Source organism: Cupriavidus sp. FW305-26 (assembly GCF_058787975.1).
Genome location: NZ_JBYTAH010000026.1, coordinates 50,607 through 64,710, shown reverse-complemented (window position 1 = coordinate 64,710; position 14,104 = coordinate 50,607). Strand labels below are relative to the sequence as shown.

The 14,104-nt window shown below is 67.3% G+C and carries 15 protein-coding genes; 6 read left to right on the top strand and 9 right to left on the bottom strand.

Annotation, left to right across the window (positions count from 1 at the left end):
* Nucleotides 1-404 precede the first annotated feature (404 nt).
* On the top strand, nucleotides 405-956 hold the full coding sequence (phaR, locus tag AC3WQZ_RS16215) for a polyhydroxyalkanoate synthesis repressor PhaR (protein WP_010810130.1): 552 nt from the start codon (nucleotides 405-407) through the stop codon (nucleotides 954-956).
* Between the two features lie 57 nt (nucleotides 957-1,013).
* On the opposite strand, the gene AC3WQZ_RS16210 is transcribed toward phaR, so the two are convergent.
* The gene (locus AC3WQZ_RS16210; RefSeq protein WP_010810129.1) at nucleotides 1,014-1,304 is read right to left on the bottom strand and encodes an addiction module antidote protein; all 291 of its coding nucleotides are present in this window, start codon (nucleotides 1,302-1,304) and stop codon (nucleotides 1,014-1,016) included.
* Nucleotides 1,305-1,307: 3 nt separating this feature from the next.
* The gene (locus AC3WQZ_RS16205) at nucleotides 1,308-1,457 is read right to left on the bottom strand and encodes a type II toxin-antitoxin system RelE/ParE family toxin (protein ID WP_010810128.1); all 150 of its coding nucleotides are present in this window, start codon (nucleotides 1,455-1,457) and stop codon (nucleotides 1,308-1,310) included.
* 322 nt (nucleotides 1,458-1,779) lie between these two features.
* Between AC3WQZ_RS16205 and AC3WQZ_RS16200 the strand changes: the two genes are divergently transcribed.
* The 5 genes from AC3WQZ_RS16200 to AC3WQZ_RS16180 all read left to right on the top strand — a co-directional run bounded on the left by AC3WQZ_RS16200 (nucleotide 1,780) and on the right by AC3WQZ_RS16180 (nucleotide 7,563).
* A complete protein-coding gene (locus tag AC3WQZ_RS16200) occupies nucleotides 1,780-2,748 on the top strand; it encodes a tRNA dihydrouridine synthase (RefSeq protein ID WP_492300871.1) in 969 nt (322 codons plus the stop codon).
* 134 nt (nucleotides 2,749-2,882) lie between these two features.
* Entirely contained in the window at nucleotides 2,883-4,262 is a 1,380-nt protein-coding gene (gene rimO / locus AC3WQZ_RS16195; protein WP_010810126.1) for a 30S ribosomal protein S12 methylthiotransferase RimO, read from the top strand.
* 91 nt (nucleotides 4,263-4,353) lie between these two features.
* On the top strand, nucleotides 4,354-5,538 hold the full coding sequence (bktB, locus tag AC3WQZ_RS16190; protein ID WP_010810125.1) for a beta-ketothiolase BktB: 1,185 nt from the start codon (nucleotides 4,354-4,356) through the stop codon (nucleotides 5,536-5,538).
* A gap of 8 nt (nucleotides 5,539-5,546) precedes the next feature.
* Nucleotides 5,547-6,173: a hypothetical protein gene (locus AC3WQZ_RS16185; RefSeq protein ID WP_058697292.1), complete on the top strand. Its 627-nt coding sequence runs from the start codon at nucleotides 5,547-5,549 to the stop codon at nucleotides 6,171-6,173.
* A 166-nt stretch (nucleotides 6,174-6,339) separates the two neighbouring features.
* Nucleotides 6,340-7,563, top strand: coding sequence for a cystathionine beta-lyase (locus AC3WQZ_RS16180; RefSeq protein WP_010810123.1), 1,224 nt, complete (start codon nucleotides 6,340-6,342; stop codon nucleotides 7,561-7,563).
* Between the two features lie 6 nt (nucleotides 7,564-7,569).
* Here the strand turns inward: AC3WQZ_RS16180 and AC3WQZ_RS16175 are convergent, their stop codons facing one another.
* From AC3WQZ_RS16175 to argE, 7 genes are all read right to left on the bottom strand, one after another.
* A complete protein-coding gene (locus AC3WQZ_RS16175) occupies nucleotides 7,570-7,809 on the bottom strand; it encodes a DUF2789 domain-containing protein (RefSeq protein WP_010810122.1) in 240 nt (79 codons plus the stop codon).
* A gap of 117 nt (nucleotides 7,810-7,926) precedes the next feature.
* Entirely contained in the window at nucleotides 7,927-9,585 is a 1,659-nt protein-coding gene (locus AC3WQZ_RS16170) for a PepSY-associated TM helix domain-containing protein (RefSeq protein ID WP_010810121.1), read from the bottom strand.
* A gap of 10 nt (nucleotides 9,586-9,595) precedes the next feature.
* A complete protein-coding gene (locus AC3WQZ_RS16165; protein ID WP_011615092.1) occupies nucleotides 9,596-9,898 on the bottom strand; it encodes a hypothetical protein in 303 nt (100 codons plus the stop codon).
* Nucleotides 9,895-10,182 (bottom strand): hypothetical protein, encoded by a 288-nt coding sequence (locus AC3WQZ_RS16160; RefSeq protein WP_010810119.1) that lies wholly within the window; start codon nucleotides 10,180-10,182, stop codon nucleotides 9,895-9,897. The genes AC3WQZ_RS16165 and AC3WQZ_RS16160 overlap by 4 nt, the downstream gene beginning before the upstream one ends.
* 213 nt (nucleotides 10,183-10,395) lie before the next feature.
* The gene (gene serB, locus AC3WQZ_RS16155) at nucleotides 10,396-11,250 is read right to left on the bottom strand and encodes a phosphoserine phosphatase SerB (protein WP_010810118.1); all 855 of its coding nucleotides are present in this window, start codon (nucleotides 11,248-11,250) and stop codon (nucleotides 10,396-10,398) included.
* A gap of 89 nt (nucleotides 11,251-11,339) precedes the next feature.
* Entirely contained in the window at nucleotides 11,340-12,707 is a 1,368-nt protein-coding gene (locus AC3WQZ_RS16150; RefSeq protein WP_010810117.1) for an amidohydrolase, read from the bottom strand.
* Nucleotides 12,708-12,848: 141 nt separating this feature from the next.
* Nucleotides 12,849-14,063: an acetylornithine deacetylase gene (gene argE / locus AC3WQZ_RS16145; RefSeq protein WP_010810116.1), complete on the bottom strand. Its 1,215-nt coding sequence runs from the start codon at nucleotides 14,061-14,063 to the stop codon at nucleotides 12,849-12,851.
* Between the last annotated feature and the right edge of the window lie 41 nt (nucleotides 14,064-14,104).

The window sequence follows — 14,104 nt, the reverse complement described above, 5'->3', positions numbered from 1 at the left end:
CCTTGACGGCCCGCGTATTGCGGTGCAGCCAGCGCGGCGCACAAGGCGGCGGGCGTTTCGTTTCGCCGCCCGTTTCGCGGGCCGTCAAGGCCCGCGAATCGTTTCTGCCAGCGCGGCATTCCTCGCTTTTTGCGCCAATTCACCGGGTTTTCCTTAAGCCCCGTCGCTTTTCTTAGTGCCTTGTTGGGCATAGAATCAGGGCAGCGGCGCAGCCAGCACCATGTTCGTGCAGCGCGGCCCTCGCGGGGGCGAGGTTGCAGGCCGCCACGCGCAGCCATGCGCGAACGGGCCACCAGATGGCCGGCACGACAACAAGCAGATGGCGCGGGCGATACCGATTTGCGCACTGCACCCCATGCGGTGCAGCAGCGCGCAAACAGCGATGACACAAGGACAGAGCACCGATGGCCACGACCAAAAAAGGCGCAGAGCGACTGATCAAAAAGTATCCGAACCGCAGGCTCTACGACACCCAGACCAGCACCTACATCACCCTGGCCGACGTCAAGCAGCTGGTCATGGATTCAGAAGAATTCAAGGTCGTCGACGCCAAGTCTGGTGACGAACTGACCCGCAGCATCTTGCTGCAGATCATCCTGGAAGAAGAAACGGGCGGCGTGCCGATGTTCTCCAGCGCGATGCTGTCGCAGATCATCCGCTTCTACGGCCATGCCATGCAGGGCATGATGGGCACCTACCTGGAAAAGAACATCCAGGCCTTCATCGACATCCAGAACAAGCTGGCCGAGAACTCCAAGGGCCTGTATTCCGGCGAAACCTTCAGCCCCGACATGTGGTCGCAGTTCATGAACATGCAGGGCCCGATGATGCAGGGCATGATGAGCAACTACATCGAGCAGAGCAAGAACCTGTTCGTGCAGATGCAGGAGCAGATGCAAAGCCAGGCCAAAAATATGTTCGGGACGTTCCCGTTCAACCAGCCGGACAAGAAGTAAGACACTGGCAGCGGCGGGCGCTACACCCCGCCGCATATCCCGCACGCTGGCTGGCACTCAGCCAGCGCTCGCATGCAGGCGGATGCCCAGCGCCCGCATCACCTTCCAGATCGTCCCGAACTCCGGATTGCCTTCGCCTGACAGCGAGCGGTAGAGGCTTTCGCGCGAAAGGCCCGTTTCGCGCGCCAGTCGCGTCATGCCGCGCGCACGCGCCACCACCCCGAGTGCGTAGGCAATGAATCGATCGTCGTCGCCGGCCTCGGCCAGGCAGGCATCCAGGTAGGCGGCGATCTCCTGATCGTTCCTCAGATGCTCGGCGGAGTCCCAGGGGCGGGTCGGTTCCTTCATGGCTCACTCCAGATCAAGATTGGCCGCCAGAGTGCGTGCTCTTTCGATATCAGCGTGCTGGGTCGACTTGTTGCCTCCGCAGAGCAGGATCACAATTACCTGGCCGCGTTGCTGAAAGTAGATGCGGTAGCCCGGGCCGTGGTCCACGCGCATTTCGCTGACTCCACCGCCAAGGGCTTTAACGTTCCCCGGAATTCCTCGTTGAACCCGGAAATTTGGGTTGTCCGGATGCTGAGCATACCTTACCGTAGCCTATGGGCTACGGTATGAGAATCGCCGATCCCTGAAAACCGTGCAGATGCAAAGCAGGTAGAATGCGCGGTCTGCGTCCCCGGGCGCACGCAATCACGCAACTCTCTCCAGCGGCGGCTCAGTGTGGACTCGCCTTTTGTGCGCGAAAACCCATGCCCTCCGTTATCCAATATGCTCGTCCGCCCCTTAAGGCCCGGCTCTCTGCTTCGATGAAGGCTTCGCCATGAGCCGGCTGTTCCTGGCCCCCATGGAAGGGCTTGCCGACTACGTCTTGCGCGACGTGCTGACCGACACTGGCGGCTACGACGGCTGTGTGTCCGAGTTCGTCCGGGTGACCGGTTCGTTGCTTCCCGCCCGCGTCTACGAGCGCGATACGCCCGAAATCCTCGCCGGCGGCTATACCCGCAGCGGCACGCCGATGGTGATCCAGTTGCTCGGCAGCGATCCGGAATGGCTGGCGCGCAATGCGGCCTATGCCGCGACCTTGTCGCCGCATGGCATCGACCTGAACTTCGGCTGCCCCGCCAAGGTCGTCAACCGGCATGGCGGCGGTGCCATGCTGCTGACGAATCCTGAGTTGTTGAACCGGATCGTCGCGTCCGTGCGCGCGGCGGTGCCGGCCCATATCGCCGTGACGGCAAAAATGCGGCTGGGCGTTTCCGATGCCTCGCTGGCCATTGATTGCGCCACGGCGCTGGCCGAAGGCGGCGCGGCTTCGCTCGTCGTGCATGCCCGGACGCGGGACCATGGCTACCGGCCGCCGGCCCACTGGGACTGGATCGCGCGCATTGCGGCGGCGGTGGACGTGCCGGTGATTGCCAACGGAGATGTCTGGACCGTCGCCGACTGGGAGCGTTGCCGGGCCGTCAGCGGTTGCGCCGACGTGATGATCGGGCGCGGCGCCGTGTCCGATCCTTTCCTGGCCTTGCGCATTCGCGGGCTGATGGACGGTTCGCCGTCGGACCAGGAGTGGCCGCTGGTGCTGCGCCAGATCACCACCTACCTGAAAAAGCTGCATGCCCGTATCGCGTCGTGCCATGAGCATGGGCGCGTGAAACTGTGGCTCAGCTATCTCAAGCGGACCTGGCCACAGGCCGCCGAACTGCATGCGGCCATCCGGCGCATGCAGGACTCGCTGGAGATAGAGCAGGTCCTGGAAGGCCTGCCGGGAGCCGCGACCGCGCCGGAATGACGCAGCCTGGGCCACATGTATGGTGTCAGGCGCCGAGAATTCATGGCAAACGGTTAAAATGCGCGATTGGCTCACCGGCTGCCGGCCTTGTCCCCGCATATTCGCCGCGCCCGCCCCCACATTCGGATTGCACTGTGAAAAACCCTTCAGAATCAACGACCCAGAAAGACCATAGTCCGCGTGTGGGATTCGTTTCCCTTGGCTGCCCCAAGGCCCTGGTCGACTCCGAGCAGATCATCACCCAGCTGCGCGCCGAGGGCTATGCCATCAGCGGCACCTATGACGGCGCTGACCTGGTCGTGGTCAATACCTGCGGCTTTATCGACGAGGCCGTGCAGGAGAGCCTGGACGCCATCGGCGAGGCCCTGACCGAGAACGGCAAGGTCATCGTCACCGGCTGCCTGGGTGCGAAGAAGGATGCGGCGGGCCACGACATCGTGTCGTCGGTGCACCCCAAGGTGCTGGCCGTGACCGGCCCGCATGCGCTGGGCGAGGTGATGCAGGCGGTGCACACGCACCTGCCCAAGCCGCATGACCCGTTCACCGACCTGGTGCCGGCCGCCGGCATCAAGCTGACGCCCAAGCATTACGCCTACCTGAAGATTTCCGAGGGCTGCAACCACCGTTGCTCGTTCTGCATCATCCCGTCGATGCGCGGCGACCTGGTGTCGCGCCCGGTGGCCGAGGTCATGCTGGAGGCCGAGAACCTGTTCAAGGCCGGCGTCAAGGAGCTGCTGGTGATCTCGCAGGACACCAGTGCCTATGGCGTCGACGTCAAGTACCGCACCGGCTTCTGGAACGGCCGCCCGCTCAAGACCCGCATGACCGAGCTGGTGGCGGCGCTGGGCGAGCTGGCCGCGCAGTACGGTGCCTGGGTGCGCCTGCATTATGTCTACCCGTACCCGCACGTCGACGAGATCATCCCGCTGATGTCGCAGGGCCATGTGCTGCCGTACCTCGATGTGCCGCTGCAGCACGCGCACCCGGACGTGCTCAAGCGCATGAAGCGCCCGGCCAATGCCGAGAAGACCATGGACCGCATCCGCGCCTGGCGCGAGATCTGCCCTGAGCTGACCATCCGCAGCACCTTTATCGCCGGCTTCCCGGGCGAGACCGAGGCGGAGTTCCAGACCCTGCTCGACTTTATCGCCGAAGCCGAACTGGACCGCGTCGGCTGCTTCGCCTACTCGCCGGTGGAGGGCGCCACCGCCAATGACCTGCCGGGCGCGCTGCCCGACGAGGTGCGCGAGGAACGCCGCGCCCGCTTCATGGAAGTGGCCGAAGAGGTCTCGGCGCGCCGCCTGCAGCGCAAGGTCGGCCAGACCCTGCGCGTGCTGGTGGACGAGGTCAACCAGGATGGCGGCATCGGCCGTTCGTCCGCGGATGCGCCGGAAATCGACGGCCTCGTCTATATCGCGCCGCCGGAACGCCACGCCCAGCGCTATCGCGCCGGCGAGTTCGTCGACGTGAAGATCACCGGCGCCGATGGCCACGACCTGTGGGGCGAGGTCTGAAACGGGTTGATTAGGTAAAAGTACGCTCGTTCGATTTCGTCCGCGTCCCGCTATACTGTGCGGTGCAACATAACCTCATGGAGACAAAGTCATGACGCGTGAAGTGGTAGTGGTAAGCGGTGTCCGTACCGCGATCGGGACCTTTGGCGGCAGCCTGAAGGATGTGGCACCGGCGGAGCTGGGCGCACTGGTGGTGCGCGAGGCGCTGGCGCGCGCGCAGGTGTCGGGCGACGATGTCGGCCACGTGGTATTCGGCAACGTGATCCAGACCGAGCCGCGCGACATGTATCTGGGCCGCGTCGCGGCCGTCAACGGCGGGGTGACGATCAACGCCCCCGCGCTGACCGTGAACCGCCTGTGCGGCTCGGGCCTGCAGGCCATTGTCAGCGCCGCGCAGACCATCCTGCTGGGCGATACCGACGTCGCCATCGGCGGCGGCGCGGAAAGCATGAGCCGCGCACCGTACCTGGCGCCGGCAGCGCGCTGGGGCGCACGCATGGGCGACGCCGGCCTGGTCGACATGATGCTGGGTGCGCTGCACGATCCCTTCCATCGCATCCACATGGGTGTGACCGCCGAGAATGTCGCCAAGGAATACGACATCTCGCGCGCGCAGCAGGACGAGGCCGCGCTGGAATCGCACCGCCGCGCTTCGGCAGCGATCAAGGCCGGCTACTTCAAGGACCAGATCGTCCCGGTGGTGAGCAAGGGCCGCAAGGGCGACGTCACCTTCGACACCGACGAGCATGTGCGCCATGACGCCACCATCGACGACATGACCAAGCTCAGGCCGGTCTTCGTCAAGGAAAACGGCACGGTCACGGCCGGCAATGCCTCGGGCCTGAACGACGCCGCCGCCGCGGTGGTGATGATGGAGCGCGCCGAAGCCGAGCGCCGCGGCCTGAAGCCGCTGGCCCGCCTGGTGTCGTACGGCCATGCCGGCGTGGACCCGAAGACCATGGGCATCGGCCCGGTGCCGGCGACGAAGATCGCGCTGGAGCGCGCCGGCCTGCAGGTGTCGGACCTGGACGTGATCGAAGCCAACGAAGCCTTTGCCGCACAGGCGTGCGCCGTGACCAAGGCGCTCGGTCTGGACCCGGCCAAGGTTAACCCGAACGGCTCGGGCATCTCGCTGGGCCACCCGATCGGCGCCACCGGTGCCCTGATCACGGTGAAGGCGCTGCATGAGCTGAACCGCGTGCAGGGCCGCTACGCGCTGGTGACGATGTGCATCGGCGGCGGGCAGGGCATTGCCGCCATCTTCGAGCGTATCTGAGGTTAGCCTTGCGCCTGGCTTCGCTGGCGATGAACCTCTGCGCGCTCGGCCTGGCCGCCGTGCTCGCGCTGGCGGGCACGGCGCAGGCAGCGCCGGCGACCGAGCTGTCGACCGGCCCGGTTAACACCGGGCCAGCCGGCGGCGAAGGCCTGGGCATCAACCAGGCCATTCGCGACGGCGAATCCCGGCGCGGCGGCACCTCGCTTTCCACTGGCGCGCCAAAGCCCCTGGCGCCGCGGCCGGAATATGCGTCGCTGCCGGTCTACGTCGGCAAGGTCGGCGACCAGCCGGTGCGGCTGCGCCTGGGCCCCAAGCCTGACGAGCGCGACAGCGTGCGTGGCGAATACGCCGGCCGTGGCGCCGGTGTGCGCCTGCTGGCAGGCGAGTGGGAGGACGGCGCCTTCCTGATGGAGGAGTCCGACGACGGCACCCGCGTATCGGGCAACTGGGAAGGCAGCATCGACGCCAGCGGCGCCGTGCGCGGCACCTGGACCGACGCGTTCAACCCGGCCATCGTGCTGCCGTTCTTTATCCGCCCTCTGGGCGTGCTGGTGATCCCCCCGTTCGACATGAGGCCAAACAGCGGCGTCACTTACGCGCCGCCGCCGCCGAAGTCCTCGATTTCCGGCTGGTAAGCCGCTTGCTGGTGTCCGCCGTTGCCATCGCCGGTGGCGCGGCCGGCATTTGCTGGTAAGCTCGGAGGCTCATCGAGTCTCATTCCTGACCGTGCCACGCTTCTGCCCGGGCGATACCGCCGGGGCAGCGCGCCGTGTCCGGCCAGCAGCCAGCAAGGAAACCGCCGTGTCCGATTCGCCATCCGACAAGCCCGCGTCGCCCGCCCATTACCTGCAAACCGTTGCGGTCCAGCCCGAGCTGGAGATCGCGCCCGGCTTTGCCTCGTTCTCTCCCGCCACGCACCGCGGCTCCACCGTGGTGTTCCGCAACCTCGCCGAACTGCGCGCCCATGGCGACGGTGCCACCACCTACTGGCGCTATGGCCTGCACGCCACGCCCACCAGCGAGGCGCTGTGCCAGCACCTGGCGCTGCTGGAGGGCGCGCGCCACACGCTGCTGCAGCCGTCGGGGCTGGCGGCGATCTCGCTGGTCTACTTCGCGCTGCTCAAGAGCGGCGACGACGTGCTGGTGCCGCACAACGTCTACGGCCCCAACCGCGACCACGGCGAGTGGCTGGCACGCGAATTCGGCGTGACCGTGCGCTACTACGACCCGATGGACGCTGCTGCGATGGCGGCGATGATCCGGCCGAATACGCGCCTGATATGGATGGAGTCGCCCGGTTCGGTGACCATGGAAGTGCCCGACAGCGACGCCATCGTCGCCGCGGCCAGGGCGCACGGCGTGCTGACCGCGATCGACAATACCTGGTCTGCCGGCATCTACTTCCGCCCGTTCGACAAGGGCATCGACATCTCGGTGCAGGCGCTGACCAAGTACCAGTCCGGCGGCAGCGACGTGCTGATGGGCGCGGTGCTGACCTGCGACGATGCGCTGCATGACCGCCTCAAGCGCACCCGCATGCTGATGGGCTGGGGTGTTTCCGCCGATGACTGCCACCTGGTGCTGCGCGGGCTGCCGAGCCTGCCGGTGCGCCTGGCCGCGCATGACCGTGCGGCCCGCGAAGTGGCGGAGTGGCTGCGCCAGCGGCCCGAGGTTGCGCGCGTGCTGCATCCGGCGCTGCCGGACTGCCCCGGCCACGCCAGCTGGCGGCGCGATTTCACCGGTGCCAGCGGGCTCTTTGCCATCATCCTGCGGGCACGCTATACACGCCAGCAGGTGGATGCCTTGGTCGAGGCGCTGCAGCTGTTTGCGATCGGCTGGTCCTGGGGCGGTGCCCACAGCCTGGCCGTGCCGTACCACGTGCAGGGCATGCGCCCGGCGGGCACCTGGCCGCCGGCCGGCTGGCAGGATACCGGCGAACTGGTGCGGCTTTATATCGGCCTGGAAGACACGCGCGACCTGATCGCCGACCTGCGCCAGGCGCTGGAGGCTACGCTGGCCGCGTAAGCGGCCTCAGGCCGGCTGTCTCAGGGCGAGATTGAGCTGGTCGACGACCTCGGCCCAGTCGGCGTCGTCCAGCAGCTCGTCGCGCAGCAGCGTGGCCTGGGCGGGGGTCCAGAACGGTGCCTCGGCCAGCTCGACATCGTCGGGCAGCGGGGCGTGCGTGCCGATAAAGCTGCGGATGCTGGCTTCGTCGGAGGCCAGGCCGAGTTGGGCGAACAGTTCGGAAAACTGGTGGAAGGTCGATTCCATGGCGGCAGGCTCGATGTTGTTGGCCTGAGATAGTGTAGGGCAGGGGCCGGGCTGGTGCTGCCCAGGAAACAAAAACGGACGCTGCTGCGTCCGTTCTTGCGTGCGGGCGCCATGCGCTCAGGGCGTATCCGTGCTGGGCATCGCCTTGGCGCCCGCGGTGGGCCTGGCGGTCTGGGCGGTCTGGGCGGCTTGGGCTGCCCGCGGCATCGCCCAGACCGACTCCGCCGGCCCACTGCGCGCGCGGCGCTGCGTGGCGCGGGCCAGGGCGACAAAGCCCGTGGCCAGCGCGATCGCGCCGATATCGAAGCCGGCGATGATCCAGTGCCCGCTGGGGATGCTGTGCAGCAGGTGGTCGCCGGTCAGGATCGCGTTCGCCAGCGGCACCGTCAGCCACGCCAGCGCGGCGGCGTAGAGCAGTTCCACCGCGGCGCGCACCGGCGGGCGCAGCAGCGCCCAGGCACAGGCCAGGACAAACACCGTGAAATACGTGTAGCTCACCGCGCGTTCCGGCCACAGCAGCGCCGCCGGGAAGCACAGCGCCACGCCGATGCAGCAGCCGATGCACACGCCGACCGTGCCCTGCGCCAGCAGCCGGTGCACGCGCGGCTGCTCGGCCAGGCGCAGCTTGCGCCGTGACTCGATCCACAGCAGGTTGCCCGAATAGAACAGGAAGGCGCCGGCGAGCCCGGCCAGCAGGTAGACCAGCCGCACCGGCAGCTCGCCGAAAGTGCCGAAATGCAGTGCGTACAGCGCGCTGTAGAGCCCGTGGTTGCTGTCGCGCGTGCCGGCGGTCTGGTTGGCGGTCAGCTGGCCCGCGTTGGGCTCGCCGCTGGCGGCATGGATGCCGACCGAGCCCAGGTTGCCGAGTGCCTGCGTGCTGGTGCCGCGCACCTCCACCACGGCGTTGGCGTCGCCATAGCGCTGGAAGCGGAACGACTCGGGCGTGAATCGCTCGCCGCCGTGCTCGCGCGCGATCTGCATCAGCGTTGCCGTGGGCATGGTCGGCACCGCGCGGTTGGCCGCGGCCACTTCCGGCACGGCGGTGGTGGCGCGGGGCACCGCCTCGAACAGGCGGCCATCGAAGGTCAGTGTGTTGAACGCCATCATCAGCACCAGCGACAGGCAGAACAGCGCGCCGGTGATGGCAAAGACCAGGTGGAAAGGCAGGCTGAACAGGCCCAGCACATTGTGGGTGTCCATCCAGAAGCGCTTCAGGTTGCGCCCGGGGCGCACTGCAAACAGGTCCTTCTTCAGCCGTGGCAGGTGCAGCAGCACGCCCGATACCAGTGCCAGCCCGTACAGCACCGAGATCGCGCCCATGAAATAGATGCCGCCGACCGGGATCCCCAGCGAGTAGTGCAGGCTGTTCAGGAATGCCGACAGTTCGCCGATCACCTGGTCGCGCGAGGTGTCGCGCTGCATCGCGGCGCCGCCGGCCAGGCGGGCGTCGGTGGTCATCTGCCACTCGCCGGCCTGGTCCTGCCAGTAGGCCGCGATATTGGGCTCTCCCTCCGACGGCATGATCACGTATGAGCTGGCCGCGGCCTCGGGGTGGATCGCGACCAGCTTCTGCATGAAGCGGTCGACCGCGGCCGGGTCGGTACTGGCCTCGAACTGCGCATTGCCTTTCAGCCGCGACGGCGACTGCCAAACGTGCAGCTCATGGTGGAACACGGTGACCGCCCCGGCAAAGAAGGCGATAAACAGGGCCCAGCCGGCCATCAGGCCGACCCAGGTATGCAGCGTCTGGTACAGGCGCAGGGTTGCGGTTTTCATGATGGCGTTCTCAGGAGGCGGCCAGTGCCGTCGGCGCCAGCCTGGCCAGGCGCAGCAGCCAGAGCGCGCCGAAGCAGAGCAGGTTGGCGCCGCCCAGCCAGACCCAGGCAGTGCGGCTGGAACGGAACAGCAGGCTGGCGCTGATGATGGCCACCCACACCGGCAGGCAGGCCACCACGGCCGCGACGATGCCGGTTTCCCAGCCGCCCGGCAGCCACAGGATCAACAGCGTGCACAGCGCCACCGCCAGCGGCAGCCCGAGCAGCGCACCGGCAAGCCATTTGGTGCCCATTGCGGAGCGGTCTGCGCTCATGCCCGTTGCTCCCGTGCTGCCCGGCGCTTGCGCGCGGCATAGGTGGCGATAAAGGGCCATACCGACAGCGCGCAGGGCACGGTCACCAGGCTGGCGGCAATGGCTGCGGGCCAGCCATCGGTGATGCTCCACAGCCAGGTGCTGACGACGACCAGGACCAGGCCCAGCCAGCCCAGCGTACGCGGTTGCGTGACCCTGCCGGGCGGCAGCAGGACCTGGTTGGGCGCGGCCAGGTACAGGCACGCAGCCGCAGCCAGGCCAAGAAGGACGGCCAGAACTTGCATGGAGAAATGACAGATAAACGAAACATTAATGGTAATGATTCGCATTTGAAGAGGCAAGCGCTAAGTAGACGTTGCGTCTCAGTGGGGATTCATCTGCACTTGGGGGAGGGACTTGCGCTGGCTGTGGCGACGAGTCGCAGGCGGCCCGCGCGGGTGGGGCCGGCCGGGCGCTTGCCGCCCGGCGCGCATTGCCGCGTTGTCCGCGGCCCGGGATCAGTGCGGGAACAGCGCCAGCAGGCCGTCCAGGCCGACGTGGTTGAACGCGACGCTGGCTTGCGTGCGCACCACCGGCTTGGCCCGGAATGCCACCGACAGGCCGGCCACGGCCATCATCTTCAGGTCGTTGGAGCCATCGCCCATGACGATGGCCTGGTCCGGCGTGGCTCCGATCCGGGCGCAGACTTCCTGCACGGTGCGGGCCTTGACGTCGGCGTTGACGATCTCGCCGACGACATTGCCGGTCAGCTTGCCGTCGACGATCTCCAGCGTATTGGCGCGGGTCACGTCGAGCTGGAGCCGTGCCTTGAGCTTCTCGGTGAAATGCACGAAGCCGCCCGACACCAGCAGCGTGCGCAGGCCCAGCGCCTGCACGGTCTGCAGCATGCGCTCGGCGCCCGGCGACAGCCGCAGGCGCTCTTCATAGACGCGGTCCAGCACGCTGGCGTCCAGGCCCTTGAGCAGGGCCACGCGGCGGCGCAGGCTTTCGTTGAAATCGGTGATCTCGCCGCGCATGGCGGCTTCGGTGATGGCCGAGACCTCGGCCTTGAGGCCGCAGAAATCTGCGATCTCGTCGATGCACTCGATCGTGATCAGGGTCGAGTCCATGTCCATCGCCACCAGGTGGAAGTCGGACAGCTTGCGCCCCGCGGGCACCACTGCCCAGTCGATCGCGCGCGGGCCGCAGAAATCGTCCAGCGCATCGCGCAGCGCCGGCGTCAGCGGCGCGCATTCCTCGGCGGCGGCGACGGTCTCGCTGCGCAGCACCAGTTCAGAGGCGCGGGCCAGGGTGCGGGCGGTGTCGAGGTCGGCTGGGGAAAGCGGGGCGGTGCTCTGGAGGATCAGGGGCATGGCGGATGAAGGTCGGGCGCTTGCCGCGCGGGGCTTCAACGCGGCAAAAGCGCTATTGTAGCCCCGCCGCAGCGCCCCGGGCGAGCCGCTCAGCGCTGCGCCATCACCATGTAGTCCACGGTCAGGCTGGACAGGGCGCGCACGCCGTTGATCAGCGCCGGCTCGTCCACATAGAACTCAGGCGAGTGGTTGGAAGGCGCCTTGGTCACATCCTGGCCCTTGGGCGTCACCCCGAGGTTGAAGAACAGGCCCGGGACCTTCTCCTGGTAGAACGAGAAGTCCTCCGACGCGGTCGCCTTGGGCGTGATCATCCAGTTGCCTTCGCCGGCCACGCGCTGCAGCGTGGGCGCCATCTTCTCGGTCAGGGCCGGCTGGTTGATGGTGGCGTTGTACAACTCCACCACGCGGAAGCTGGCCTCGGCGCCGGCGCTGGTGGCGATGGCCTCGGTGGTGCGCTTCATGCGGGCATGGATGTCCTTCTTCATGCCTTCGTCATAGGTGCGCACGGTGCCCATCATCTCGACCTTCTCCGGCACGATGTTCATGCGGTTGCCGCCGTGGATGGTGCCCACGGTAATCACCGACGGCTCCAGCATGGCGTTGACCTGGCGGCTCTGGATGGTCTGCAGGCCCATCACGATCTGTGACGCCACCACGATCGGGTCGATCCCGCCCCACGGCCGCGCGCCGTGGGTCTGGCGGCCCTTGACGTCGATCCAGAACTGGTCGGCCGCCGCCATCGAGGGGCCGCTGCGCCAGCCCAGCTTGCCCGATTCGATGCCGCTGCTCACGTGCAGGCCGAAGATCGCATCGACCTTGGGATTGTCCAGCACGCCCTCGGACACCATCTGCTTGGCGCCCCAGGTGTTGGAGCCATTCGGTTCGAAGTCGGCCGGGCTTTCCTCGGCCGGCTGGAAGATGAACTTGACCGTGCCGGGCAGCTGGTCCTTCATGCCGGCCAGCACCTCGGCGGTGGCCATCAGAATCGCCACGTGCGTGTCATGGCCGCAGGCGTGCATCACGTCCACTTCCTTGCCCAGGTACTGGCCCTTGGCCTTCGACGCGAACGGCACGTCCACGCGTTCCTTGACCGGCAGCGCATCCATGTCGGCGCGCAGCGCCACTACCGGGCCGGGCTTGCCGCCCTTGAGCACGCCGACCACGCCGGTCTTGGCCACGCCCGTCTTCACTTCCATGCCGAGCTTGCGCAGGTGGTCGGCCACGAGCTTGGCGGTGCGCGTCTCGTAGTTGCCCAGTTCCGGATGCTGGTGGATATCGCGGCGCCACGCGATGAGTTGTTTCTCGACGGCCTTGGCGCGGGTTTCGATCTGGGCGTGCAGGGTTTCGGCGCCTTGCGCCTGGGCCTGCGCGGTGTTGCAGAGCAGGCCGGTGGCGAGCGCCACGGTGGCGAGCGCGAAGCGGGTGGTGGGACGGGATGCGGAATCACGGACAGCCATGCAAGGTCTCCTTCGTTGTTGTTGGTGTGATGCAGGCGGTGTGGCGGCGCGCGGCAAGTGCAAAGCGCCGGGAAAAGCGGATTGGTTGCTCCCCTCTCCCGCAAGCGGGAGAGGGGAGCAAAGCTCTGGCATGCCCGGCAGTCAGCTCACGCGCAAGCTGTCGACCACCTTGTGCAGGAACGCCTCGCAAGCAGCCAACTGCTCCAGCGCAACAAACTCATCCGGCTTGTGCGCCTGCTGGATATCACCAGGCCCGCACACCACGGCCGGAATGCCGGCGCGCTGGAACAGGCCGGCCTCGGTGCCGTAGGCCACCTTGTTGGTGTCGCGGTCGGCGGTCAGCGCGCGCACCAGCTGCGTGATGGCTTCCTGTTCGGCCACGTCCAGCGACGGCGCGGCGGCGATCTTGCTCAGCGTCAGGCCGGCGTCGGCATGCTCGGCGCGCATCTTCGGCAGCAGCACGTCGTTGGCGTAGGCCTGGATGCGGGCGTAGATGGCTTCGGGATCCACGCCGGGCAGGTTGCGGAACTCGAACACGAACTCGCACAGTGCCGGGATGGTGTTCAGCGCGATGCCGCCCTGGATGGTGCCGGTCTGCGCGGTGGTGTAGGGCACGTCGAAGGCCTGGTCGTAGGGGCCGTTGGCCTTGAACTCATCGGCGATGTCGCGGATGAAGCAGATCAGGCGCGCGGCGTATTCGATCGCATTGACGCCGCGCGGCGTCAGCGACGAGTGCGCGGCCTGGCCCCTGACGCAGCAACGGTAGGCGTTGATGCCCTTGTGCGCCACGATCACGCGCATGCTGGTGGGTTCGCCGACGATGCAGCCGCCGGGCGTCACGCCGCGGTCGCGCAGTTCGGCCAGCAGGTAGGGCGCGCCCATGCAGCCGATCTCCTCGTCGAAGGACAGCGCGTAGTGGACCGGCTCGCGCAGCCTGGCCTGCAGGATGGCCGGCAGCAGCGACAGGCTGGTGCCGATAAAGCCTTTCATGTCGCAGGTGCCGCGGCCGTAGAGCTTGCCGTCGCGCACCACCGGCTTGAACGGGTCGGTGGTCCAGTCCTGGCCGTCCACCGGCACCACGTCGGTATGGCCGGAGAGCACGATGCCGCCGTTGGTATTGCCGTCGGCGGCGGGCACGGTGACGAACAGGTTGGCCTTGTCCTGCTGCGGGTTGTAGCTCAGATGCGGCTTCAGCCCCTTGGCCAGGAAATGGTCGCGCACCGACTCGATCAGGCCCAGGTTGGAGTTGCGGCTGGTGGTGTCGTACGCGACCAGCCGCTGGGTCCATTCAAGCGCGCTGCCGCGCGCGGCGGTTTCGGTGACGGGCTGACGGGAAGAAGCGGCTTGGGCGGGCATGGGGGCGTTATCGCTAACTTGTTAAGGAATCGATGCTACAC

Excerpts from the sequence above, each read along its gene's own strand:
- phaR (WP_010810130.1), top strand. The coding sequence starts at position 405 with ATGGCCACGACCAAAAAAGGCGCAGAGCGACTGATCAAAAAGTATCCG.
- AC3WQZ_RS16210 (WP_010810129.1), bottom strand. The coding sequence starts at position 1,304 with ATGAAGGAACCGACCCGCCCCTGGGACTCCGCCGAGCATCTGAGGAAC.
- AC3WQZ_RS16205 (WP_010810128.1), bottom strand. The coding sequence starts at position 1,457 with ATGCGCGTGGACCACGGCCCGGGCTACCGCATCTACTTTCAGCAACGC.
- AC3WQZ_RS16200 (WP_492300871.1), top strand. The coding sequence starts at position 1,780 with ATGAGCCGGCTGTTCCTGGCCCCCATGGAAGGGCTTGCCGACTACGTC.
- bktB (WP_010810125.1), top strand. The coding sequence starts at position 4,354 with ATGACGCGTGAAGTGGTAGTGGTAAGCGGTGTCCGTACCGCGATCGGG.
- AC3WQZ_RS16175 (WP_010810122.1), bottom strand. The coding sequence starts at position 7,809 with ATGGAATCGACCTTCCACCAGTTTTCCGAACTGTTCGCCCAACTCGGC.
- AC3WQZ_RS16170 (WP_010810121.1), bottom strand. The coding sequence starts at position 9,585 with ATGAAAACCGCAACCCTGCGCCTGTACCAGACGCTGCATACCTGGGTC.
- AC3WQZ_RS16165 (WP_011615092.1), bottom strand. The coding sequence starts at position 9,898 with ATGAGCGCAGACCGCTCCGCAATGGGCACCAAATGGCTTGCCGGTGCG.
- AC3WQZ_RS16160 (WP_010810119.1), bottom strand. The coding sequence starts at position 10,182 with ATGCAAGTTCTGGCCGTCCTTCTTGGCCTGGCTGCGGCTGCGTGCCTG.
- serB (WP_010810118.1), bottom strand. The coding sequence starts at position 11,250 with ATGCCCCTGATCCTCCAGAGCACCGCCCCGCTTTCCCCAGCCGACCTC.
- AC3WQZ_RS16150 (WP_010810117.1), bottom strand. The coding sequence starts at position 12,707 with ATGGCTGTCCGTGATTCCGCATCCCGTCCCACCACCCGCTTCGCGCTC.
- argE (WP_010810116.1), bottom strand. The coding sequence starts at position 14,063 with ATGCCCGCCCAAGCCGCTTCTTCCCGTCAGCCCGTCACCGAAACCGCC.